General features: G+C 46.8%; 19 protein-coding genes. 12 read left to right on the top strand and 7 right to left on the bottom strand.

The window, feature by feature from the left end; translation table 11 throughout:
- Window positions 1–36: 36 nt before the first annotated feature.
- Together ACN083_RS05915 and ACN083_RS05910 are read left to right on the top strand one after the other, a co-directional pair.
- Window positions 37–3,489, top strand: coding sequence for a pyruvate carboxylase (locus ACN083_RS05915; protein WP_419101945.1), 3,453 nt, complete (start codon window positions 37–39; stop codon window positions 3,487–3,489).
- Window positions 3,490–3,675: 186 nt separating this feature from the next.
- Window positions 3,676–5,088, top strand: coding sequence for a mycothione reductase (locus ACN083_RS05910; RefSeq protein WP_419101906.1), 1,413 nt, complete (start codon window positions 3,676–3,678; stop codon window positions 5,086–5,088).
- A gap of 95 nt (window positions 5,089–5,183) precedes the next feature.
- Here the strand turns inward: ACN083_RS05910 and ACN083_RS05905 are convergent, their stop codons facing one another.
- The 5 genes from ACN083_RS05905 to ACN083_RS05885 all read right to left on the bottom strand — a co-directional run bounded on the left by ACN083_RS05905 (window position 5,184) and on the right by ACN083_RS05885 (window position 9,959).
- Entirely contained in the window at window positions 5,184–7,199 is a 2,016-nt protein-coding gene (locus ACN083_RS05905; RefSeq protein WP_419101905.1) for an AMP-dependent synthetase/ligase, read from the bottom strand.
- Window positions 7,196–7,954 carry an alpha/beta hydrolase gene (locus ACN083_RS05900; protein ID WP_419101904.1) on the bottom strand — a complete coding sequence of 253 codons (759 nt, stop codon included), beginning with the start codon at window positions 7,952–7,954 and terminating at the stop codon, window positions 7,196–7,198. Before ACN083_RS05900 ends, ACN083_RS05905 begins: the two co-directional genes overlap by 4 nt.
- 733 nt (window positions 7,955–8,687) lie before the next feature.
- The gene (locus tag ACN083_RS05895) at window positions 8,688–9,005 is read right to left on the bottom strand and encodes a hypothetical protein (RefSeq protein ID WP_419101903.1); all 318 of its coding nucleotides are present in this window, start codon (window positions 9,003–9,005) and stop codon (window positions 8,688–8,690) included.
- Entirely contained in the window at window positions 9,005–9,460 is a 456-nt protein-coding gene (locus ACN083_RS05890; RefSeq protein WP_419101944.1) for an ImmA/IrrE family metallo-endopeptidase, read from the bottom strand. Before ACN083_RS05890 ends, ACN083_RS05895 begins: the two co-directional genes overlap by 1 nt.
- Entirely contained in the window at window positions 9,432–9,959 is a 528-nt protein-coding gene (locus ACN083_RS05885; protein WP_419101902.1) for a hypothetical protein, read from the bottom strand. The genes ACN083_RS05890 and ACN083_RS05885 overlap by 29 nt, the downstream gene beginning before the upstream one ends.
- Window positions 9,960–10,240: 281 nt before the next feature.
- On the opposite strand from ACN083_RS05885, the gene ACN083_RS05880 reads away from it, so the two are divergent.
- A complete protein-coding gene (locus ACN083_RS05880; RefSeq protein ID WP_419101901.1) occupies window positions 10,241–10,999 on the top strand; it encodes a lysophospholipid acyltransferase family protein in 759 nt (252 codons plus the stop codon).
- A 203-nt stretch (window positions 11,000–11,202) separates the two neighbouring features.
- Complete coding sequence (locus tag ACN083_RS05875) at window positions 11,203–12,576, top strand: class II 3-deoxy-7-phosphoheptulonate synthase (RefSeq protein WP_419101900.1); 1,374 nt, start codon at window positions 11,203–11,205, stop codon at window positions 12,574–12,576.
- Between the two features lie 103 nt (window positions 12,577–12,679).
- Here the strand turns inward: ACN083_RS05875 and ACN083_RS05870 are convergent, their stop codons facing one another.
- Window positions 12,680–14,101 carry a protein kinase domain-containing protein gene (locus tag ACN083_RS05870; RefSeq protein ID WP_419101899.1) on the bottom strand — a complete coding sequence of 474 codons (1,422 nt, stop codon included), beginning with the start codon at window positions 14,099–14,101 and terminating at the stop codon, window positions 12,680–12,682.
- Between the two features lie 164 nt (window positions 14,102–14,265).
- Here ACN083_RS05870 and ACN083_RS05865 point away from each other — a divergent pair, with 164 nt between their 5' ends.
- Window positions 14,266–14,598 carry an Rv2175c family DNA-binding protein gene (locus tag ACN083_RS05865; RefSeq protein ID WP_419101943.1) on the top strand — a complete coding sequence of 111 codons (333 nt, stop codon included), beginning with the start codon at window positions 14,266–14,268 and terminating at the stop codon, window positions 14,596–14,598.
- Window positions 14,599–14,731: 133 nt separating this feature from the next.
- Here the strand turns inward: ACN083_RS05865 and ACN083_RS05860 are convergent, their stop codons facing one another.
- Window positions 14,732–15,859, bottom strand: coding sequence for a polyprenyl synthetase family protein (locus tag ACN083_RS05860; RefSeq protein WP_419101898.1), 1,128 nt, complete (start codon window positions 15,857–15,859; stop codon window positions 14,732–14,734).
- A 171-nt stretch (window positions 15,860–16,030) separates the two neighbouring features.
- On the opposite strand from ACN083_RS05860, the gene dinB reads away from it, so the two are divergent.
- The 7 genes from dinB (at window position 16,031) to ACN083_RS05825 (ending at window position 24,163) form a co-directional block, all read left to right on the top strand.
- Window positions 16,031–17,290 carry a DNA polymerase IV gene (gene dinB, locus ACN083_RS05855; protein WP_419101897.1) on the top strand — a complete coding sequence of 420 codons (1,260 nt, stop codon included), beginning with the start codon at window positions 16,031–16,033 and terminating at the stop codon, window positions 17,288–17,290.
- A 147-nt stretch (window positions 17,291–17,437) separates the two neighbouring features.
- Window positions 17,438–17,818 carry a DUF3040 domain-containing protein gene (locus tag ACN083_RS05850; protein ID WP_419101896.1) on the top strand — a complete coding sequence of 127 codons (381 nt, stop codon included), beginning with the start codon at window positions 17,438–17,440 and terminating at the stop codon, window positions 17,816–17,818.
- A gap of 278 nt (window positions 17,819–18,096) precedes the next feature.
- Window positions 18,097–18,531 (top strand): division/cell wall cluster transcriptional repressor MraZ, encoded by a 435-nt coding sequence (gene mraZ / locus ACN083_RS05845; RefSeq protein ID WP_419101895.1) that lies wholly within the window; start codon window positions 18,097–18,099, stop codon window positions 18,529–18,531.
- 74 nt (window positions 18,532–18,605) lie between these two features.
- Window positions 18,606–19,598 (top strand): 16S rRNA (cytosine(1402)-N(4))-methyltransferase RsmH, encoded by a 993-nt coding sequence (rsmH, locus tag ACN083_RS05840; protein WP_419101894.1) that lies wholly within the window; start codon window positions 18,606–18,608, stop codon window positions 19,596–19,598.
- Window positions 19,599–20,318: a hypothetical protein gene (locus ACN083_RS05835; protein WP_419101893.1), complete on the top strand. Its 720-nt coding sequence runs from the start codon at window positions 19,599–19,601 to the stop codon at window positions 20,316–20,318.
- Window positions 20,319–20,527: 209 nt separating this feature from the next.
- On the top strand, window positions 20,528–22,390 hold the full coding sequence (locus ACN083_RS05830; RefSeq protein ID WP_419101892.1) for a peptidoglycan D,D-transpeptidase FtsI family protein: 1,863 nt from the start codon (window positions 20,528–20,530) through the stop codon (window positions 22,388–22,390).
- A gap of 84 nt (window positions 22,391–22,474) precedes the next feature.
- On the top strand, window positions 22,475–24,163 hold the full coding sequence (locus tag ACN083_RS05825) for a UDP-N-acetylmuramoyl-L-alanyl-D-glutamate--2,6-diaminopimelate ligase (protein ID WP_419101891.1): 1,689 nt from the start codon (window positions 22,475–22,477) through the stop codon (window positions 24,161–24,163).

Here is a 24,163-nt window from a genome sequence, read left to right as displayed (position 1 = left end):
AATGCCTCCTATGCTAGGCAGATTGGAACTAAACACATGTTTGAAAAGATTCTTGTCGCAAACCGTGGCGAGATTGCCATTCGTGCATATCGCGCCGCCTACGAACTTGGTGCAAAAACAGTTGGCGTATTCCCCTACGAAGACCGCCACTCCATTCACCGTCAGCAAGCCGACGAAGCCTACCCTATCGGTGAAGAAGGACACCCCGTTCGTGCGTACCTTGATATCGAAGAAATTATCCGCGTCGCCAAAGAAGCCGGAGCAGACGCTATCTACCCAGGATATGGTTTTCTCTCAGAAAACCCAGACTTAGCACGTGCCGCAGAGAAAGAAGGAATCACCTTCATCGGACCACCGCCAGAAGTTCTAGAACTTGCCGGTAACAAAGTCGAAGCACTCCGCGCCGCACGAGCAGCCGGAATACCCGTCCTCAAATCTTCCGAACCATCTAAAGACACCGAATACCTACTGGCAGAAGCCGAAAAAATTGGGTTCCCCATCTTCGTCAAAGCAGTAGCAGGCGGTGGCGGGCGAGGAATGCGTCGAGTCGAAAGCAAAGAGGCTCTACCTGACGCACTCGCATCGGCAATGAGAGAAGCAGACACCGCATTTGGCGACCCCACCGTATTCCTAGAACAAGCAGTACTGCGCCCGCGCCATATCGAAGTGCAAATCCTTGCCGATGCACAAGGGAACATCGTGCACCTCTTTGAACGTGACTGCTCCTTGCAACGGCGACACCAAAAAGTTGTCGAAATCGCACCAGCACCACAACTTGATGAGAACATTCGTCAAGCTCTCTTCCGAGACGCCGTAAAATTTGCTCGTGAACTCGGATACCAGAACGCTGGAACCGTAGAATTTCTTGTCGATACCGCAGGTGAACGCGCCGGAGAACACGTCTTCATCGAAATGAATCCACGCATTCAGGTTGAGCACACCGTCACCGAAGAAGTCACAGACGTAGACCTCGTCCAAGCTCAAATGCGCATCGCTTCAGGGGAATCCCTTGAAGACCTCGGCATCAGGCAAGAAGAACTACACGTTCGAGGCTCAGCCTTACAATGTCGCATCACAACTGAAGATCCTGCCAACGGATTCCGACCTGACGTCGGAAAAGTGTCATACTACCGATCAGCAGGTGGCTCTGGCATCCGCTTGGACGGCGGAACAGTCTACACTGGAGCTCAAATCTCACCGCACTTCGACTCCATGCTCGTAAAACTCACCTGCCGTGGACGAAACTTCTCAGCGGCAGTACAACGAGCTCAACGCGCACTTGCAGAATTCCGTATCCGCGGAGTCGCAACGAACATCCCCTTCCTTCATGCCGTCCTTGAAGACCCCACCTTCCAAGCTGGAGACGTCTCAACACCGTTCATCGACGAACACCCAGAACTGTTACGTAAACGTCCCTCCAGCGACCGCGGCACAAAAGCCCTACAATACCTAGCAGAAGTGACCGTCAACCAACCTCACGGTCCACGTATTGAAGGGCCAGACCCCCGTCATAAACTTCCTCGATTCCCCGGGGACAAAATTGACGAGCCTTTCCGCTCACCCTTCGACCACGGCGAACACGAACGACCCCGAGGATGGCGGCATATCCTGCAAGAGCAAGGACCAGAAGGATTCGCACAAGCACTACGCGAATACCAGCCAGTCGCTATTACCGATACAACGTTCCGAGACGCCCACCAATCTCTGCTTGCAACACGTCTAAGAACCCGAGACCTGCTAGCAGCAGCACCAGCAGTATCACATGTACTACCAGAACTATTCTCGGTAGAAGCATGGGGTGGAGCAACCTACGACGTGGCGTTACGTTTCCTCTCAGAAGACCCGTGGGAACGTCTAGCACATCTTCGTGCGGCCATGCCAAATATCCCCATCCAGATGCTTCTACGCGGACGAAACACCGTCGGATACACTCCTTATCCGGTAGAAGTAACCGATGCTTTCGTCCAAGAAGCGGCTACTACAGGCGTCGATATCTTCCGTATCTTTGACGCTCTCAACGACGTCTCACAAATGACTCCTGCAATTGAGGCAGTACGGAAAACCGGAACAGCCGTTGCAGAAGTCGCCATGTGCTACGCCGGTAACCTCCTAGACCCTCAGGAGAATGTATACACTCTTGAGTATTACCTTGAGCTCGCACAACAAATTGTTGACGCGGGTGCACACATCCTTGCTATCAAAGATATGGCAGGGCTACTACGTCCAGAAGCTGCACGACGCCTCGTAAGTGCCTTACGCGAACGTTTTAGCCTACCAGTACATCTGCACACCCACGACACTGCGGGTGGACAAATCGGAACACTACTGGCTGCTGTAGAAGCAGGTGTAGACGCTGTTGACCTTGCCTCTGCCACATTAGCTGGTACAACCTCACAGCCTCCTTTCTCTGCCTTCATCGCCGCGATGGACGGCACCGCGCGCCAACCAGAAGTAAGCCTTGACGCAGCGCTCTCTCTAGAGCCTTATTGGGAAGCTATTCGTGCAATTTACCGTCCCTTCGAAAATGGCTTGAGCTCACCTACTGGGCGAGTCTACGATCATGAGATTCCTGGCGGACAACTCTCAAACCTCAGAGCACAAGCCAAAGCCCTTGGCTTGGCTGACCGATTTGAAGATATCGAGAATATGTACGCTGCGGCAGATAAGATGCTGGGACATATCGTCAAAGTTACTCCCTCCTCAAAAGTTGTTGGCGATCTAGCTTTACAACTGGTAGGAATGGGAGTAGACCCTGAAGAGTTCGAGAAAAACCCTCAGAACTTTGATATTCCTGACTCCGTTATCGGTTTTCTGAACGGGGAGCTAGGAACCCCACCAGCAGGCTGGCCAGAGCCTTTTAGAACCCGTGCTCTTGAAGGGCGAAAACTAGCGAAACCGACGGTCAATGAACTCTCTGAAGAGGACAGAAAAGCTCTACAAGAAGGTGGAGACACACGTCGTAAAACGCTAAATAGGCTACTTTTCCCTGCCCCGACACGAGAATTTGAACGTGTCCGTCAAGACTACGGTGACGTTTCTATCCTTCATACTCGAGATTTCCTCTACGGTATGATCGAAAACCGAGAACACGTTATCTCCCTAGGCAAAGGGGTGCGCCTCATCGCCAGCCTACAAGCAATCTCTGAACCAGATTCTAAAGGTATCCGGCACGTCATCTGCACCCTGAACGGTCAATCTCGAACCGTCGAAGTTCGAGACCTCTCCATCGAATCCGACGTCAAAGAAGCAGAAAAAGCTGACCCAACCAACCCCGGTCACATTTCTGCACCTTTTGCCGGTGGCGTAACGATTACCGCCACCGTAGGAGAGCGTGTCGAAGTCGGTGAACAGATTGCTACTATCGAGGCAATGAAGATGGAAGCATCTATCACGTCGCCGGTAGCCGGCGTCGTAGAACGAGTCGTCTACCAAGATGTTACTCAAGTGGCAGGTGGAGACTTGCTCATCGTAGTTAACACCAACTCATAAAAACACAACTCACTAGGTGATGAGGTCTTTCTTTAACAAAACTTCTTTTTTGTTAAAGAAAGACCTCATCTTTTATCAACGTCGTAGCATAAACACATCAAAGGCTGTCAACGAGGGAATAGAAGCACCACCAACATCGTTATAGTCAGCAGAATCTATCCCGAACACTCATTTCACGGAGGAAACATGACCGAAGAATACGACCTCATCATTATTGGATCAGGCTCAGGGAATTCCCTCATCGATGAACGCTGGGAACATCAAAAAGTTGCCATCGTGGATGGTGGAACGTTCGGAGGAACCTGCCTGAACTTCGGTTGTATCCCCACTAAACAATACGTTTATCCCGCAACTCTTGCCTACGAAACAACTCATATGCAACGCCTCGGTGTGCAGGCAGAGCTTGTGAATGTTTCATGGAAACAGATGCGAGACAGAATCTTTACACGCATTGACGCAATTTCTGAAGGAGGACTTAACTACCGTAAAACTCTAGACCATGTCACGGTCATTGAAGAATACGCTCATTTTGTGGATACTCATACCCTTCAAACCGATAGTGGACGTCAACTACACGCACCAAAGATTGTGAATGCTGCCGGCTCACACACCACCATTCCCGAAAATATTGATGGCGTGAATAGCCCTCTAGTACACACTTCAGACACTATTATGCGTATCGAGAAGCTACCGCAAAGTCTGATTATTATTGGGGGAGGATTCATTGCAGCAGAATTTGCCCACGTCTTTAGCTCTTTAGGCACTGAGGTGACTCAACTTCACCGTTCAGAAACTCTGCTACGCGGTGCTGACGAACTCATCTCAGAACGTTTTGAACACAACGCACGTAAACAATGGAGCGTATACACGAATACTCCCGTCCATGCCATCGAGACAGATGAGAACGCTCAGCAAGTCACGGTTCGTGCTGAGCATGAAGGAGAAGAAAAAAACTTTAACGCAGAGCTTGTGCTCTTGGCTGTTGGACGAACCCCGAACAGTGCATCGCTTAACCTTAAAGATGCTGGTTATGACGTATTAGACGGTGGTTTCCTCGCCGTTGACCAATATCAGCGGGCACTATCGAAGGGGAAAGTCGTAGAGGGCGTATTTGCTTTAGGAGATATTAGCTCACCGTGGATGCTCAAACACGTTGCGAATGCACAGATGCGCGCCGTGCAACACAACCTCTGGGCGAGTGAAGACCTCCACAGCGCAGAAGACAATATTGTTCCGGCAGCGGTCTTTACTCACCCCCAAATTGCTAGCGTCGGACTCACCGAAAAACAAGCTATGCAACGAGCCGAAGAAGAAGGCTTCAACATCGTGACCAAAATTCAAAAGTACGGTGATACTGCTTATGGGTGGGCGATGGAAGACGATGAAGGATTCGTCAAGCTCATTGCTCGTACAGATACGGCTGAGCTCCTAGGGGCACATATCATGGGTGCTGAAGCGTCATTGCTGATTCAGCCGCTGATTCAGGCAATGAGCTTTGGACAAGACGTAAGAACCTTAGCTCGTGGACAGTATTGGATTCATCCAGCACTTACAGAAGTTGTCGAAAACGCTATCCTAGGCCTTGAGCTACATGCCTAAATAGCCCCTAGAGGCATCAACTAAAAAGCGAAGGGTGTTGGCGGTGCCCCTCAGTTAGGGGAATGCCAACACCCATCGTGTCTTACAAGAAAAGACTAATCTTCAGTGGAAGAGTCTTCCTGCCCTGCACTATGTTTAGGAGTATAGTCCTTAATCTGTTCGCCTAACTCAATGAGCTTATTACCGGTCTCTTGACGGAACTCATCAAGTTTCTCAGCACGCTCAGCACGTTTAGCTTCAGCACGCTCAGCACGTTCTGCCCTGAACTCCTCAAATTTCTTGGACTGTTCGTTAACAGATTCTTTTGTCCTGTTATAAATATCCTCAATATACGAGGCAAAATCATGTGAGACTACGGCACGTTTAATTTTTTGCGAAGGAGTCAGATGCCCTTCTTCTTCGGTAAAATCACGGTTCATAATACGGAACTCACGAATAGATTCTGCACGCGAAACAAAGGTGTTTGCTTCATCAATGAACTTCTGAATTGCTTCACGAACCTTAGGATTAATCGCAGCATCCGAGATGGACATTTCGCGTGGCAAGCCAAGATGCTCTAGTTCGTCGGGTAAAGCGTCAGGGTCCAAAGTAATCAATGCCGCAATAAAGGGTTTTTCATCGCCGATAAGCATGGCATTAGAAACGAGTGGGGAAGTACGTAGACGCTCTTCAGCAACTGAAGGAATAACGTTCTTACCGCCAGCTGTCACAATAATTTCTTTTTTACGTCCGATAATCTTAATAAAACCACGCTCATCAATTTGAGCTAAGTCACCACTGCGGAACCATCCGTCCTCAGTGAACGCGATAGCATTCTCTTCAGGATTATCAAGATATCCTGTGATGACACCAACGCCTTTAAGCTCTAGTTCGCCATCTTCAGCAAGGCGAGCAGCACCACCGGGGAGTAACGTCCCAACATTTCCGACTTCAAAATCGCGGGTACGTCCGACACAGATAGGACCGGTGCATTCGGTCAGACCATAACCTTCAATGACCATCACCCCTACAGCATGGAAGAAATGACCCAAACGAGGAGCTAACGGGCCACCACCAGATACCGCATAGCGAAGGTTGCCACCCATTGCTTTACGTAGCTGAGAATAGACCAAACGATCATAAAAGGCGTACTGCATCGCTAACGTGCGCGAGACTTTTCCGGCGATAGAAGCCTGAGACCACTTAATTGCTACATCAACAGAACGGTGGAAGAGCTTAGCGTTAACCTTCCCACCTTTTTCTGCTTTACGTACTGACGCCTCATAAATCTTCTCAAAAAGGCGCGGTACAACCAACAAAAAGGTTGGTTTAAACGAACCTAAATCAGAGGTGAGGTTTTTGATATTGGAAGAATGTCCGACAACGACGCCAGCATCCAACGCCGTAATCTGAATGATACGCGCCATAACGTGAGCTAAAGGCAAGAACAATACCGTCGAACCACCTGGTTTAGAAACATTTGGTTCACCCACCAAGATATTGGCTGCAACACGCGCAAACATGCCATGAGTTAGAGGACAACTCTTAGGTTTTCCCGTTGTGCCAGACGTATAAATAATTGACGCGATAGAGTCTAAAGTGGCGTAGGAACGGCGCTGTTCAACTACCTCATCACTAATATCTTGGCCTCGACGAACTAGCTCTTTAAGGTCGCCTTGATCAATAACCCACGTATTCTCTAGGGAGAGGGGAGCAAACTGCTCACCTTCAGCAACGGTATGTGCAAGTGCTTCTGTCTCTACGAACACTGCTTTTGCTCGCGAATGTGAAAGTGCCCAAGCAGCCTGAGCTGGTGAAGAAGTTTCATAGACAGGAACCGAAACAGCGCCAGCATACCAGATGGCGAAGTCAATCAGCGTCCACTCATATCGGGTGCGGGACATAATCCCGACAGTGTCACCGATTTCGATGCCCGCCGCAATCATACCCTTAGCGAGGTCTACTACTTGTTTTTTAAATTCGTTGGCACGAATAGGCACCCAGTTGCCAGGGGAATACTGAACACGGTAAAGAACAGGGTTCTCACTATGCTGCACTTTACGTTCCAAAATATCGGTAACGTTGAGCTGTGGGTCACAGGTGACAGCTTCTGGTACTGAAACATACTTCATAAGGTAACTTTCTGGCTCAATTCACATGACGTGAGAAAAACAGTAGCATGTTCAAAGATGAACGGTGCATCATAATCAAGAGTTGCCACATGATAGCTATTCTCAAGCTCAATAAACTCTACTGGACAAAGGGCATTTTTGAGAAAATAACGGTGCGAAGCATCTGACACCACATGATCTTGCCGTGAACGAAAATACAAAACTGGTTCAGACAAACTCGGTATCACTGAACGCAACTGCCGACCCAAAAAATGTAACTGCGCCGCAGCAGCAGTAGGAACTCTATCATAAGCACCCTCATCAACACCTTCTACGGCAATATCAGAAGCAATAGAAGACGTACTCGAAATAAAAAACTTCGCATACGGACTCAGCGACAATAACGGCGTCGGGTCTACAACATAAGGATTAATAACAATTGTTCCTATCACCGGACGACGAGCAGACTGATAAAGAGCTAACGCCCCACCCATCGACAAACCTGCGATAACAACGTCACAACCTTGAGCACGTAAACGCCAATACGCCCGATCTACCTCCGCCAACCAAGCATGACGAGAAAACCGCGACATATCCTGCCATGACGTGCCATGACCCGGCAGACAAGGAAGTTCCACGGAATATCCCAGACTCATCACATGCTCAGCTAAAGGACGCATACTCCACGGAGAACCCGTAAAACCATGCAATACAAGCACACCGATAGACTTTTGACCACGAAAAGACATCGGCTGATGGTTGAAAAGACCGGCCAAAACTATATCTCCTGAAAGAGCCCTCATCGGAATGCGAACACCACTCATTATAAGGTCACTGAACAGCATTCACCTCGTATCAAAGACACAACTGTCACAAAAACACTCCAGCAAAAATAAACCTGCACTACTTAGGCCATGACAGTTCTCAAGTCACGCAACCAAAACGAGATGCAGACAGAACCCTGTTAGGGAGATTATTGATTTTTTGTTTATGAAGTCCCTAGCTGTAGCCTATAAAACCAAGAAAATGAAAAATACTATCTCACTATATTTCTTAACCCCTAAAGTAGTGAGTAGAATACTCTCCACCAAGCTAGTCTAGAGCCTCAGTAAAATAAGCCTTACCCATACGCTCGATATAAGCATTACGAGCCATATCTATGCCTTCATGCGCCATCTGCAAAGAAGTATTTCAACACCGCTAACGCTTTGTCAGGGTGAGTCGTTACCATACATCAAGAGGTATTAAAATAACCCACCCATATTTTTCGGAGCGTCTGATACTCGACTGTGTAAAGAACCGGAGAGTCGTGCCCTAGAGTTTAAAAGAAACTCAATCAGGTTAGCAAAATAAAAACTTGGCTTCGCGTTTAAGCAGGCAGAAAAATGTTCTGTGCGCCACAGCCCAATTTTTCGCCATATCCGAGAATTGCATGCGCTTGCTAATCTGCTGGCTTTTGAGAGATACATATCTATATCTTTTCCATCAGCCTAATGAGATAGTCTTTCTCTAGGCATCGAGATATGCCCCTAGTTCATCTAGCATCAGGTGTGCGCGGTGGAGGGTCTCAGTAGGCATATTAATAAGTCTGCCGTCTTTTTCTTGCGAGTAGAGTCCTAACTCTTCTGCCACTGCCAGAATGACCTTAATAGGGGGTATGCCCAGAAAATCAGAGCAATGCTTTATGGTGGGTATGCTTGGCAGGCTGGTTATCTTATCGTTTGCTAACCGGTATAGACGTTTTTCTCCGCCATGCAGTTTGCCGATTTGCGTCCAGCTCATGCCGGTTTCGCGTTTTTTCTCTAAAAGCATGCTAGAAATTTTCATTATTTATTAACTTTCGGGGTTATTGCGTTGTATATATCGGTTGGGAGCGCCAAAATCTCTTGCTGAGTTAGATACGCCAGCCTTATTTTTAGCACTTTGGGAGGGATGCACAGGTTGTAAGCCCATTGTGAGAAATCGTCGGAATAAAGCCGTGTGTCTGAGATTGATTCGATAGGTATAGAGCATTTCGAGGCGTATTTATCACAGCAAAGCTCGATGTGTTTTCTTTCTGCTTTGGTAGATATGTGGGAAGAGCGGGAGTGATAATGCCCTATTTCATGCCATAAAACCCAATTTTCCATATGGGGGTGTTGATTCGGCTGAATAAAAATGCTGTTTGTTTTGGGTAAGTAGAGTCCTCTTAGCTCAGGTTTTAGAGGGTCGTAGTAGATATTTATGCCGAGTTTTTTAGCGTGCTCTTTGGCGTTAGTTATATGAGTCGTAATCGAGTTCATCATCGGGGCTGTGTCTGTATACGGCAAGGTCTAAATCTGATTTTTCTAGGGTTTCGTAAAGTTCTGCTCTTGCTAAGTCTTCGGCGGTTGGTTTGCGTCTTTTTATAGCTGTTTTGGGGTCTTTTGCAGGGGTAGTGGTTTGGTTCAGGGCTTTTATAGTTTCGGCTTTGCTATCTAGCAAGGCATTTACTATGGCTAGAACTGCTTGGCGTTCTCTTCGATTGAGGGCGCTGGCTTCTCTAGGGAGTATGAATGGGTCTTCTAATATCTGAGGTTTTCCTGCTAGAGATAGCAGATTATCGAAATCTAGGCTTAGGACTTCCGCGAAAGCCTTAAGCACCTCGTTATTAGGCTTTTCTGGAAGTTGTCCCGATAGATACCTATGCACAGTGGATTTTCCGACCTTGTAACCAAGACGATGCGCGCGGTTGGTTATGTCGTGAATGGAGTAACTGCGTTGTTGCGACGCTTCTTTGAGCGTTGTAGAAAGTTTTTGCACATTCCTATTTTTGACATAAAAAGGATGTTTTCGCAAGCTTTTTAGACGTTTTTTGTCTGCTTTTCACGGGTCCTCTTTCCCCTTAAACAAGGGAAAAGTAAAAATATCCCAGAAAGAGTGGACAAATGGACTGAAAACTTATGTAGTGTTTTAAAGATTTAAGATTCACCTACCGTAATCTAACAAAAATGACAGACGTTTTGAAATCTTCGATAGTAGGAGTGGCTACAGGTAAACTATGAGTGCATTCGACGCTCGTGTAGAGAGGCACACCCACAAGAATGAAAAATACCCAAAGCACCCGCCTATATATGGTCCTCAAAAAAGTTTGCACTCCACTTCTTGGACGAATCTATCACCACAGCGTCCAAGGACAAGAAAACTTACCAGCAGGGGGAGCCATTCTTGCCAGCAACCACTTAGCGTTTTGCGACTCTCTCTTCATCCCCATGTCCGTACCTCGACAAGTCTTCTTCCTCGCAAAATCTGATTATTTCACCGGAACTGGACTCAAAGGCCGTATCATGCGTTGGTTCTTCAGCGGAGTCGGACAAATCCCCATGGATCGATCCGGCGGAGCTAAAAGCCAAGCTTCTCTCAACCAAGGAATCAAAAAACTACATGAAGGCTGCTACCTAGGTATCTACCCAGAAGGAACAAGAAGCCCCGACGGCAGAGCCTACCGCGCAAAAATTGGTGTTGCAAAACTTGCCCTCAGCGCTCGCGTACCAGTTGTACCTATCGGCCAGATTGGAACAGACCGTGTCCAACAACTTGGAACAAACGCTGTACGCCTCAAAAATGACGATGGCTCTGCCATCACGGTCGAAACTCGTATCGGAAAACCTCTCGACTTTTCCGAATATTGGGACCGCGCCTCCGAACACAAAATTCAGCGTCTCGTTGCCGACCGCATCGTTGAAGCAATTCGAGAGCTCAGCGAACAAGAGTATGTTCCTGTCTATGCAGCAGACGTCAAAGAACGCATGAAGAAACATAATGTAACAGCACAAGAAGCTATTAGTGAGATAATGTCCTAATTTTTTGCAAACTACTCAAGATACCGGTAATGTTCACCAAAATACTCATACCCTTCAGGGTGTATCGAGTCACTTGCTTACCAAGCAGCAGCTACAAAAAATACCGTTCTTATCAACACCAAAGACGATAAGAACTGCATCTTGTAGCACCACCTCATTTTTCTGATACCGCAGAACTTTCGTACTCTCGAAGGAAACCTAATATGTCACTAGAAAACAGCCAACATGGTCAGACACTGAACTCCAACGATCTGCCAAAGCTTGACGAATGGCGCAATCTACACATTGACCAACAACCAACGTGGCATGAACACCCTGAGTATCCTTCCTCCATTCAAGAACTTAGCTCACTTCCACCTCTCGTGTTTGCCGGTGAAGTGGACCGCCTACGCAGAAGACTAGCGAACGTCGCTGAAGGAAAAGCTTTCTTCTTACAAGGTGGCGACTGCGCTGAAACCTTTAACGATGCCACCGCTGATAAAATCTCAGCACGAGTAAAAACACTTCTACAAATGGCTGTCGTACTCACCTACGGTGCCTCTATGCCCGTCGTCAAAATGGGCCGTATGGCAGGACAATTTTCAAAACCTCGCTCCTCAAACGATGAAACACGCGATGGAATCACCTTGCCCTCGTTCCGTGGCGAAATGGTTAACGGCTTTGACTTCACGGAAGAAGCTCGTGCTCATGATCCGCGACGCATGGTACGTGGATACCATACCTCCGCATCAACGCTTAACCTTGTCCGAGCTTTTACAACAGGAGGGTTTGCTGACCTTCGTTTAGTCAACCAATGGAATAAAGGTTTTACCGCTAACCCTGCACATGCACGCTATGAATCCTTAGCACGAGAAATTGATCGCGCACTTAAATTCATGGAAGCTTGCGGAGCCGATTTTGAAGCTCTTAAAGCAACCGAAATGTACGTCGGACATGAGGGCTTACTTCTCGACTACGAGCGTGCTATGACACGGATTGATTCACGTACTCAAAACCCATATGACACCTCTGCACACTTCATCTGGATTGGTGAACGAACCCGAGGACTAGACGATGCACACGTTAACTTCCTGTCTAAAGTGCGTAACCCCATCGGTGTTAAGCTTGGGCCAACGACATCTACGGAAGAAGTCCTCCGCCTCATCGACATTCTAGATCCAGAACGTGAACCAGGACGTTTGACCTTTATTACCCGCATGGGGGCGCAGAAGATTCGAGAGAATCTTCCTCCCCTCGTTGAAGCGGTTAAATCTGAAGGCTCAAAGATTGTGTGGGTAACAGACCCCATGCACGGTAACACTATTTCTGTACCATCAGGATATAAGACAAGACGCTTTAACGATGTTGTCGATGAAGTTCGTGGTTTCTTTGAAGTGCACGAGGCCTTGGGAACATTCCCCGGTGGGCTACATATCGAGATGACAGGCGACGACGTCGCTGAATGTCTGGGAGGCTCAGACCCCGTTGATGAATCAGCGTTCTTAGATAATTATGAGTCTCTCTGCGACCCCCGACTAAACCATCGCCAGTCCCTAGAGATTGCATTCTTAGTCGCAGAATACCTTGCACGACGATAAAGTACCCGTTGAGACTGCTCAAGAATAATTTTTCTAGAGCAGATAGTTAAGGGGCGATAGAAAAATCTATCGCCCCTTAACGTTTAAAACCTTTTAGTGACTCCTATAAAAAATTACCGAGGAGATGCTCATCCCCATGTGCTGTCAAAAATGTATTGAGCTGGGGGATTAACGGGGAATCTACGAGAATTCTTGCTAGTTGCCATCCTAATAAACTGAAGACGGTAAAGGCGATAATAAAAAGAATGCCTATTCCCAGTTTCATAACGTTAGAAACTCTTGGACTCCAAGGACTTTGGGGCTTACGAGGGTTATGCGGAGGTGGAGTAATAGACTGCTGAGGAAGGGGAGAATACTGAGCGGAAGATTCAAAAGCCTCTCTCGGAAGATGATATTGAGCACTCAGTACGGACGTCCTATCAAAAAAGTTATTTGCTGTATCTCGTACTGAATTGGCAGAATCATCAGTATTTTCGGAGTCTGTATATGGGTCTGTGGGAGGTTCTGTGAATCTTATACTTTTGTCGATGTCTTTAACCGCAGTAGATATGAGGCTCTGAGACTCCTCTAGAGAGTGACCTGCCTCCGTGATATGCGCTACGTCCTCCCATAGGTTTCTACCCATCGGAATATGACTGAACCAACGGTAGTTTAATGCTTCATCTGATAGCTCTGAACGGGTTTGTTGAAGAATCTCAAATAACTCTGTCGCATTTGATGGGCGGAATCTGGGGGGTTTACGGGTACACCATTTAATGATTCCGGAAATGTTTTGATCAAGTTGCGGGGCATATTTGTTAATATCTGGTAGCTCCGTATTAACATTATGGTAGATAATCTGCTGATCATCTGAACACTCTGCGAAGGGGAGTCTGCCACTAAGCATACGGTACATGATAATGCCCAGAGAGAAAATATCTGCTTGAACCCCTACCTCAGCTCCGGGCGTGACAATCTCTGGGGCAACAAATGACGGTGTACCCATCAGCTCACCTGTCCACGTTTGGTTAGCACGTCGCGTCAAACCAAAATCTGTCAGTTTAATATCCCGATGATCTGCCGAGAGAAGAATATTGCTCGGTTTGAGATCACGATGAATCAAATCGTGTGCATGAACCTCAGAAAGCCCCTCAACTGCTGGCAGAATAATCTCAAACATTTCTGCTGGTGTGAGTACTTTGCGCTGGTTTAACAGATGCTGCAATGTGCAACCATGCACATAATCAAGGACGAGAAACATGAGCTGATAGCCTTGCTCCTCTTGAACGCCAGAATCAATCACACCCACGACATGTTCATGAGATATATTGCGAAGAGAACGTTCTTCCCTAAAAAATTTTTGCTGCTGTGAGATATCTGAACAAAATCGAGAAGACAAAACCTTAATAGCCACAGGATTATGGGAGAACACGTCCGTGGCATAATAGACCTCTGCCATACCTCCTTCACCGATTTTTCTGCCAAGTTGATAGCGTCGGCTAAAAGTTCTTCCGGTGAGCCATGGGGCAGAACGTGATTTACTCATGTAGCTATACTACTAGGGTCAAAACTGCCGATAGGGTGAAAATATCTTCATTCTTAGCGAATAAAATCTGTTCAGGTGCTCTAAAGCACGGAAAAACTTCTCAATATCTGGCAGACTCATTAACTGTGACTGAAGAAAAAACTACTGCACAGATTTTTGACTTTGTGGGCAATTGGCTCACGATTCCCGATATCGCTGAGTTACTTGATATTAAGGTAACTCGCGTGCACTCTCTTATCGCAGAACGTGCGCTTTTAGCTCTTCGCGATCCCGAAACTCAGGTTCGTAAAGTTCCAGAACTCTTCTTCCGAGAAGAACACGTTTTGGAATCTCTCAAAGGAACGCTTATCGTCCTTCAGGATGCTGGATTCAGCGATGAAGAGGCCATCACTTGGCTATTTACTGAAGATGAATCCCTACCTGGTCGCCCTATTGATGCGTTGCATCAAGGACGTAAAACGGAGATTCGTCGTCGTGCTAGCGCACTAGCATGGTAGTGCCTTATACAACGTAAAAAAAACAACAGATTCATTATGCGTATGGTGTGGTTACCGTAGAAGCTATGGTAACCACACCATACTTTTTATGAACCTTGTACCTCATCGCATGATGTACAAAATATATGAGAACTTATGAACGTCGATGCAGCATCTTCGACACAATACTACCTAGTGCAGTGCGAGTGAGCTCATCAACTTTCATGCTTTCTAATGCTGAAAATACTTTGTCTCCCGTATTCTCAATATATTTTTCGACTTCTGCAAGTGCCCCTGAGCGAGTAATGATTGTTCGTAGCTGAGTAATCTCATTATCGTGGAGTTCAGGATTCCCTAATTGTGAGTTAAGTAATTCCCATTGCGCTGGGGAAGCGTTCTTTTCTACAAGGGCGATGAGTACGGTACGTTTTCCTTCTTTGAGGTCATCACCTGCAGGTTTTCCTGTCTCACGTGGCTCTCCAAAAACGCCTAATACATCATCTCGAAGTTGGTATCCTTCTCCTAATGGCAACCCAAAAGAACGGTATTGTTCAAGTAAAGGGTTTGTCTCGGCAGAGGATATGTTAAGTGCGAGCGCACCGCCTAAAGATAAAGGATGCTCGCATGAATATTTTGCAGATTTATAGCGGATAATATTGTGCGCGTATTGTAAAGATTGTTGATAGCCCTGTGACGGTAATACTTCGTTGAAAATGTCGAGATATTGTCCAGCCATTACTTCGGTACGCATCAGATCAAAGATATGTCGGGCTTCAGAACCCCATAGAGCCTTATTTCCGATAGAACTAAACATCATCTCGGACCAAGACAAACATAGGTCGCCAGCGATAATGGCACTAGAGATGCCATAGTTCTCTGAGGAGGTAAGCCACTGTTGTCTTTGGTGTTCATGCTCAAATTTGCGGTGTACTGACGGTAACCCTCTGCGAGTATCTGAACGGTCGATGATGTCATCGTGAATGAGCGCTGCGGTTTGAAATAATTCGATGGCTACGCCTGCTTTAACAATCTCGTCAGAGACTCCAGTAGCTCCTGCTCCGCGATAACCCCAGTAGCTTAGCAGAGCGCGGATTCTTTTTCCGCCTGAACAAAGTCTGCGGATAGCGTTCAAAAGTTCAACTGATTCGGTAGAAATCTTGTGAAGAAGCTGTTCTTGGCTCGTAAAAAACTCTTGCATGTGGTCTTCTACGGCTTGAAGATAAGCTTCTTGTTCTGCGCGGACCTGTTCTGCAATTGTTTGAGTTGGAGGGTTCTGAGCCAATGGTGCTCCTTGAGCATGAGGGGAGTAAACTCTCCCATTTTAGGTGAGGTCTTGAAGGAAAATCTACTGTAATGCAGGAACTCTCGGGGTGTTGATGTGTAGAAGCCACTAAAAGTTATATGCTCTTAGTAGAACTTTATCGAATATATGTTCTAACTGGGTGGTGTTGTTATGTCGGAAAGTCCTTCGAAGATTATTATGCACCTTGATATGGACGCTTTTTTCGTTAACGTTGAGTTGCTTCACCGAAATTGCACAATCGACGCGCCTGTTATCGTGGCGAAAGAAGGCGCTCGCTCTGTTGTGCTCTCTGCGTCATATTCTGCGCGAGCTTATGGTGTGCGTTCAGCAATGCCGCTTCTAAGAGCACGATCTCTTTGCCCGCAGGCTGTCATTATTCCACCGAGTGCAGATTATGCCCAGTATTCTCAGCAGATGCTCAATATCTTGAGAAGTTATAGCTCTCTCGTCGAAAAAATTAGTATCGATGAAGCTTTTGTGGATTTAAGTGGTACTGTGCGAACTTTAGGGCATCCTGTGCATACTGCTCAACAGATGCAACGAAGAATTATGAGTGAATTATCTTTGCCGTGTTCGATAGGGCTAGGTCCTACGAAATTTATTGCCAAAATGGCTTCATCTGCGAGTAAGCCGCATGGATTATGGGTGATTGAGCCTCATCAAGTTCAAGAGTTTTTGGATCCTCTTCCTGTCGAGAAATTATGGGGAGTTGGGTCTAAAACCCAACAGCTATTAGCTGATATTGGGGTGCGTACGGTATCCCAGCTACGGGAGCATTCTCGTTCTTTTCTTATGTCTCGTTTTGGTACCAGTGCCGGTTCTCATCTTTATGATATTGCTCGAGGTATTGACCTTCGAGAGGTAATTCCTGAGCGCCCAACAAAATCGGTGGGTGCAGAATATACCTTTTATCAAGATGTTTCATCCTATGAGCAGGTGCAACAGGAATTACTTAAATTGTCTTTATCTGTCGGTGCTCGACTGCGAAAAATTGGTAAATATGCATCAACTATTTCTATTAAAATTCGTTATGCAGATTTTCAAACGGTCACCCGCTCTACCTCTTTAGAGAGTATTAACTCTGGTCAAAAAATTTATGCTGTTGCTTTAGAGAAAATACGTGAGCTTTCTGTGTTTGATAGTCATGGATTTTCTTATCGAGGGATTCGATTGATTGGTGTTAGAGCGGAGAACCTTCGCGATGTAGAGAAAGGCATTCAATGTTCCCTCTTTGAGACGTTCTCGGGCGAGAATTATTCCGCTGAGTCGATGTTGTGTAGTGGGAATGAGCGCTGGTCTCGTGCAGAAGAAATTATGGATCAGATTCATGAACGTTTTGGGTCTCAAGGTATTATGCCCGCCAAATTATTAGGCCCTTTCCCTCTCTGTGAAAATCATGAGAAATCGTAGGATATATGTGAGAAGAAAATAACCCTAAGTATTCTTGATATATCCATAGCACCATAGGTTATGGTTCTGTATGATGAGGGGAGAGTTTGAGAAAGAGATACTTTGTCTCTTCTATCCCATTGATGATTATGAAGACAGGGGAGCAATATGCCACTTTCGGAACGTGAGCAACAGCTGTTAGCACAGCTTGAACAACAGCTCAATGCGGAAGATCCAAAGTTTGCAAGCTCTATGTCTTCGGCGGACGCTCCACCTGCGGTGACCTATTCTGCTCGGCACGTAGTTCTTGGTGTTTTAATTGCTCTTGTTGGTTTAGGCGTTGTTATAGCAGGCGTTAGTACAAAGCTAATTCTTCTTGGTGTTTTTGGTTGTATCATCACTGGCGTGGGAGTTTATGTTGCAACGTTGAAAAATTCCTCTGGTGTCGGAAAATCTTCTCCGAAGGTTCGTTCTTCTGGCAAAAATACTTCGCGGTTTATGAAAGATTTAGAAGAGAAATGGGATAAGCGTCAAAACGGCGGTCTATAAGTTTTCTCAACAAGTTATTGAGAAAAGCGGCGGTATGGGTATCCATACCGCCGCTTTTGTGTTGAGGCGCTGGGGTGTGTGAGAAAAATGCTGTTGGTGTCGGCTTTGGTGAGTCATGATGCAAAAGAAATGTGAAAACTCTTAAAAACATCGAGAAATGCGGGTATTTGGGTAGACTGGGGAGGAAAGTGGAGTAAAGTGGGGTAAGGCGAAACAACACGGTTGTAGTTTTCATTCTTTAAGCGCATGAAGAAACTAGAGAAATGTGAGGTGTACTAATGTTTCTAGGAACATATACGCCTCGTCTTGACGCTAAAGGGAGGGTTATTCTCCCGGCTCGTTTTAGAGAATCTCTAGCTGACGGACTTGTCCTAACTCGAGGGCAAGAACGTTGCCTCTACGTTTTCCCCTTAGAAGAGTTTCAGCACATTCATGAGCGAATGAGAATGGCCCCTATCTCATCCAAACAGTCTCGTGACTATATTCGTGTATTCCTATCGGGTGCTTCTGATGAAGTTCCCGATAAACAAGGAAGAGTCACTATACCTACCAACTTGCGTGAGTATGCAGGTTTAGGGAAAGAACTAACTGTTATCGGTGCTGGTAGCAGAGCTGAGATTTGGGATTCTCAGGTATGGGAAACCTACCTATCAGAGAAAGAACACGAATTTTCAGCAACGGATGAAGAAGCTTTAGACGGTTTCATTGTATAACTGTCAAAGGTATAGCCACTAAGAACCACCCCACATCATGAAAACGTTATAGGCCATAACGTGAAGGAGCAAAAGTGACTGACGGTGCCGCACTCGGCAAAGAAGCCCATCAGAGGCATATCCCCGTTATGCTTGACCGCTGCCTTGAGCTTCTTGCGCCTGCCATCAGCCGTGATGACGCCTACGCCATTGATGGCACATTGGGGATGGGAGGGCATACCGAAGCAATGCTTGAACGATTCCCCCGGCTAACCGTTATCGGTATCGACCGTGACCTTGAAGCTCACCGTATCGCGGGAAAACGACTTGAACGTTTTGGTTCAAGGTTTAAGCCCGTCCATGCGGTATACGACGAAATTCCAGATGTTCTTTCATCTCTAGGGCTGAGCTCCGTTGATGGCATACTTTTTGACCTTGGCGTTTCTTCTATGCAATTAGATGAACGTGAGCGAGGTTTCGCTTATTCTTATGACGCGCCACTTGATATGCGTATGGACTCTACTGAAGAACTGACTGCTGAACGTATTGTCAACGAATATTCTGTTGACGATTTGCGTCGTATCATTCGTTCTTGGGGAGAAGAAAAATTTGCATCACGTATTGCTGCAGAGATTGTTAAAACACGACAAGAACAACCTTTAACAACGACAGGGGAGCTTGTTAATGCGATTCAGCGTGCTGTTCCTGTTGCTGCTCAACGTCAAGGTGGACACCCCGCAAAAAGAACATTCCAAGCTCTACGTATCGAAGTTAATCATGAGCTAGATGCTCTCTCTCGTGCAATCCCTTCAGCTATCGAGGCGTTGAACCTTGGCGGGCGTCTTGTTGCGATGAGCTATCACAGTTTAGAAGACCAACTGGTCAAAAAGGCAATGGTCGCAAAAGCGACTTCTAGCGCACCTAAAGGTTTTCCGGTTGAACTTGAAGAGCATCGACCGGAGCTAAAAATTATTACTCGTGGGGCAGAACCGCCGAGTGAACAAGAAATTAGCGAAAATTCGAGAGCAGCTAGTGCAAAGCTAAGAGCTGCTGAAAAGATTAAGATGCGTCAGGGAGGAGGACGATAAATGAGCGCTGAACCTCAATTCCCTCGTCGAGGGCGGAGCATGAAAAAATCTTCATCAAAACGTCATTTACGTCTTGTCTCTGATTCTGTACCAGCGGACTCTCCTAAATCCCGACCAGCGTTGGTACCCGGTGCTGCACCTAAAAACCGGAGAATGCTGATTATTCTGGGATTCCTTGCTATTCCTTTCGCTCTTGGCATCATCCTATGGCTTAATATTCTTACTGCTCAAGGACAATACGAACTCTTAGATCTTCGAGCGCAGGAGAAGAGCCTGATTGAAAAGAATGAGGCGCTCGTCCAAGAAATTGAATACGATAAAGCTCCTCAAGATTTGGCTGTGCGGGCCTCTCAACTAGGGCTTGTTGCCACAGACGTGACAACAACACTAAACTTGCAAACAGGACAGCTTAGTGGAACTCCTACTCCTGCTACAAAAGTTGAAGGTCAAGAATATCGTAAAAACTTGATTAGTCCACCTGCCTTGTACGACACTGAAGCATACGCTAAAGCGAGCGAACGAGCTGCTGAACAGCTTAAAAAAGAGCGTGCAGAACAGAAACGTAAAGAAGATGCCGCACGCCAGAAGAAAGAAACTGAACAAAAAGCTCAGCATCAACAATCTGAACAACAGGGTGATTCTCCTCCTTCTTCAGCGCCATCACAACAGCCTGGCTTGAACACCTCTTTACTGCAGCCTGCGCCAGATACAAACCACTAATAGCTGGAATGTGCCGTCTTCGTATATACCGGATAGAGGTTTTTAGTGATATTGCTTGTCAGTAGGAGATTATCCAAAGATTCTACGTGTTATTAAGTAGGGCAAATACTTTTCGCGTGAACTTGAGAGTGCTGCGGAAAAATAGGTATGGTGTTAGCCGGCTATCGTAATGCTAAGACCAGAGGTTGAGAAAGTTTAAGGGAAACGCGATGAACGAAAAAGAAACTGGGAAACCTGCACCTAGTTCGCGCCCGATAGAACGTCGGGCAATCGGGCGTCGTGCTTTTTTAGCAAGTGCTATCGGTACTGCTGGACTGGGACTCTTCAGCGCTCGTCTCTTATACCTTCAAGGATTTGATCCTAACGGTATTGCTGCAAAGGCGAAAGAACGACGAATTCGAACACAAGAAATTCCGGCTCTAAGAGGTCAGATTCTTGATATTAACGGAAATATCCTTGCTCGAACCGTTCAACGTTACACTGTTGTTGTTGATCAAAGTGCTGTTGCGCCATTCCGTCGTTATATTAAAGGCGATAAAGACCAGAATAAGACGGAGCTGGTTACTCCCAGTCAGCTAGTGTACGAGTTAGCTGATCTGCTGAAAATGTCAGACTCAGATGTTAAAGCTGCACTTGACGGTGATAGAAAATATTCGGTTGTTAAAGATAACGTCACACCAGAGGTGTATAACGCTGTTAGTGATTTAGGCGCAACATTTGTCTATGGAAAAGTCACTTCTGAGCGCCTGTATCCTAATGGTGCAGTAGGTGGCTCTGTCGTTGGACGCTTCCAGATGGTTGAAGCTAAAGTTGAAGGTTCGGATGAGGTTGAACTCCAAAATAACTCCGTAGGAATAGAACGCGTATATGGAGAAACCCTCGCCGGAAAAAATGGAGAACGTAGCTTCGAAATCAGTGCAACTGGGGTACGTATTCCCGTTGGGGATGAGCATAACGTTCCCGCCGTCAACGGAAAAAATGTTCGTCTGACTATCAACCAAGATATTCAATATTTTGCACAACAAGTCGTTAAAGCACGTGCCGACGAGCTTAAAGCCGAATGGGCAACAGCCGTTGTTATGAAGGTATCAGACGGGTCAATTCTGGCTTTAGCAGACTCTAGCACCATGGATCCGGGGTCACAGAAATTTACCTATGCAGATATGAACCCTCGAGCCATTACCCAAGCGACTGAACCAGGATCCACTGAAAAAATTCTTACATCAACAGCTTTACTTGAGATGGGGTTGGTCACCCCAACAACGGTATTTGATGTACCTGCTGAACTCGTAATCGACGGGCAGACCATTACCGACGCGTTTGAACATCCTCCCCAGAGACGCACATTCTCTGGTATCATCACCGATTCTATGAATACCGGAACTGTTCTTGCGGGAAAGAAAATGACTCCTGAACAACGTTATGACTGGCTGAAGAAATATGGTTTGGGTGAATATACGGGAATTGAGCTAACCGGCGAAAATCAAGGAATCGTAGCCTCTTGGAAAGATTGGGATGTCCGCCAACAATACACCGTACTCTTTGGTCAAGGTGTTGCTCAAACGCCTCTACAAACAGCCATGATTTACCAAACCGTTGGTAACTTAGGCATCAAACTTAAACCACGAATTGTTGATGCTATTATCGATGCGGACGGTACAGAAGAAGTCATACCTGTTGAACCTGGTACACGAATTATCTCAGAAAAGACAGCGCGTACTACTTTATCTCTAATGGAAAATGTGGTTCTCCAAAACGCAAAAGGCGCTCAAATTGCAGGATATCGTGTTGGCGGAAAAACAGGTACTGCAGAGGCACCGAGTGAAACCAAAGCAGGGTACGACGGTTACACCACTTCTTTTGTGGGGGTAGCCCCCCTAGAAAATCCACAATTTTTGGTAAGCGTAACGATTCAGCGTCCAGATGCTAACGCATATAACGTTGGTCTTGCTGGTGCTGCTACACAGTTTTCTCAAATTATGGAGAAAGTACTGAGCACTTATAATGTTCCATACTCGGTAAGTGAGCCTGTAGAAATACCAAAATTTGCTGAAAAAGACGGAGAGGGATAAAACTCGATAGGGTAAAAGAGTCTTTAATTCACGAAAATTCCAGCAACCTTATAAAATAAGAACATTATGAAAGCGCAGAATACTATGAGCACCGAGGAACCAACCGATCACGGAACGGCTCAGAGCCTCCGTCCGCATAATATCGTCGGTCGCTCCGCACAAGAGCTGGTGGATTACCTCATACGTGCTGGACACTCGGTACAGTTACTCACTGATACACCACATATCACCGGAATCACCATGGACTCTCGAGAAGTCCAAAAAGGAGACCTTTACGTCGCTATTGCTGGAGCTCAAACTCACGGCGCAAACTTTGTTGATACAGCAATCAACCAAGGAGCATCCGCAATACTTACCGATGCTCAAGGGCTAGAAATCCTTAACACGAAAAACCTATCAGCCCAAAAACTGACGCTAGGGCTCATCAGCTGTGAAGAACCACGGTCACTCATTGGCCCTCTATCCGGATACATCTACCAATCTCAACCCCAAGATGGCAGCGCCCCAACTCTCTTTGCGGTAACCGGAACGAATGGGAAGACCACCACAACATATATGGTGAACTCCATCATGCAAAGCCTCGGAAACACGACTGGGCTCATCGGAACTATCGAGATTCTTGCAGGCCAAGAATCCATTCCTTCAAAACTCACCACACCAGAATCTCCACACGTACACTCACTGATTGCACTGATGAGAGAACGTGGCATTAGCGCAACTTCTATGGAAGTCTCCTCCCACGCTCTAGACTACCGCCGTGTAGACGGTATCCGATACGACGTATCAGGATTTACCAACCTGACTCAAGACCATCTTGATTTACACGGGGATATGGAAAACTACTGCGCCTCTAAAGCAGAGCTCTTCACCCCAGAACGTTCAGCTAGAGCCGTCATTACTGTTGACGACTCTTGGGGCAAGACCATCTACCAAAAAGCCTGCCAAGCCATGGGCACAGAACACGTCGTCGCCCTGTACACCAACACAGGGGCCGGATACAAACAAACACCCACCTGGCTTAACCCACAGGACTGGGCACTTCTTAACGTAGAACGTTACGGCATCGGGCATCGTTTCACCGTCGCTCGGACAGACGGCACCCAATTACACTTACAAACACAACTACCAGCAGACTTCAACGTATCGAATGCATCCCTAGCTGCAGTGATGGTTTACGAATCAGGGCAGAACTTCGCAGAACTAACACACGCTTTGGAACAGCCACAGACCCTCACACCTGTGGTGCCAGGACGCATGCAACTTATCGGCAATGCACCCACCGCAATCGTCGACTTTGCTCATAACCCTGACGCGCTCAAACGAGCATTAGAAGCCATCCGACCTGCCAACGAAAAAGGGCGAGTTATTGTTGTCTTTGGGGCGACCGGCGACCGCGACCAAACAAAACGCCCCATCATGGGTAGTATCGCTGCACAATACGCAGATATCGTCATCGTCACCGACGATGACCCACACTCCGAAGACCCAACACCTATTCGTCAAGCTGTTGTTCACGGCGCTGAACAAGAAAAAGCGCGAGGCGCTCGCGTTGAGCAGATACTTAACATATCTCCTCGTGCAGAGGCTATTGACCGCGCATTTTCTTTGGCTCAAGAATACGATTCAGTACTTGTAGCTGGCCGCGGACACGAAACTGCACAAGATATTGCCGGTGTTGATATCGAACTTGACGATAGGGTAGAAGTAGCTCGCGCGCTTAACCACTATGGGTACAGCGTACTCGCTGAGTATCAGCTGATGTTGGAGGCATAA

Source organism: Rothia sp. CCM 9418 (assembly GCF_048512825.1).
Lineage (GTDB): Bacteria > Actinomycetota > Actinomycetes > Actinomycetales > Micrococcaceae > Rothia.
Note: the sequence above shows the minus strand (reverse complement) of the source record. Positions and strands in the feature narration are given on the sequence as shown.

Bases quoted from the DNA above. Each gene is read 5' to 3' on its own strand.
- ACN083_RS05910 (WP_419101906.1), top strand. From the start codon at position 3,676: ATGACCGAAGAATACGACCTCATCATTATTGGATCAGGCTCAGGGAAT.
- ACN083_RS05825 (WP_419101891.1), top strand. From the start codon at position 22,475: ATGAGCACCGAGGAACCAACCGATCACGGAACGGCTCAGAGCCTCCGT.
- dinB (WP_419101897.1), top strand. From the start codon at position 16,031: ATGTCGGAAAGTCCTTCGAAGATTATTATGCACCTTGATATGGACGCT.
- mraZ (WP_419101895.1), top strand. From the start codon at position 18,097: ATGTTTCTAGGAACATATACGCCTCGTCTTGACGCTAAAGGGAGGGTT.
- ACN083_RS05890 (WP_419101944.1), bottom strand. From the start codon at position 9,460: ATGAACTCGATTACGACTCATATAACTAACGCCAAAGAGCACGCTAAA.
- ACN083_RS05835 (WP_419101893.1), top strand. From the start codon at position 19,599: ATGAGCGCTGAACCTCAATTCCCTCGTCGAGGGCGGAGCATGAAAAAA.
- ACN083_RS05905 (WP_419101905.1), bottom strand. From the start codon at position 7,199: ATGAAGTATGTTTCAGTACCAGAAGCTGTCACCTGTGACCCACAGCTC.
- ACN083_RS05850 (WP_419101896.1), top strand. From the start codon at position 17,438: ATGCCACTTTCGGAACGTGAGCAACAGCTGTTAGCACAGCTTGAACAA.
- ACN083_RS05915 (WP_419101945.1), top strand. From the start codon at position 37: ATGTTTGAAAAGATTCTTGTCGCAAACCGTGGCGAGATTGCCATTCGT.
- ACN083_RS05895 (WP_419101903.1), bottom strand. From the start codon at position 9,005: ATGAAAATTTCTAGCATGCTTTTAGAGAAAAAACGCGAAACCGGCATG.
- ACN083_RS05830 (WP_419101892.1), top strand. From the start codon at position 20,528: ATGAACGAAAAAGAAACTGGGAAACCTGCACCTAGTTCGCGCCCGATA.
- ACN083_RS05870 (WP_419101899.1), bottom strand. From the start codon at position 14,101: ATGAGTAAATCACGTTCTGCCCCATGGCTCACCGGAAGAACTTTTAGC.
- ACN083_RS05875 (WP_419101900.1), top strand. From the start codon at position 11,203: ATGTCACTAGAAAACAGCCAACATGGTCAGACACTGAACTCCAACGAT.
- ACN083_RS05880 (WP_419101901.1), top strand. From the start codon at position 10,241: ATGAAAAATACCCAAAGCACCCGCCTATATATGGTCCTCAAAAAAGTT.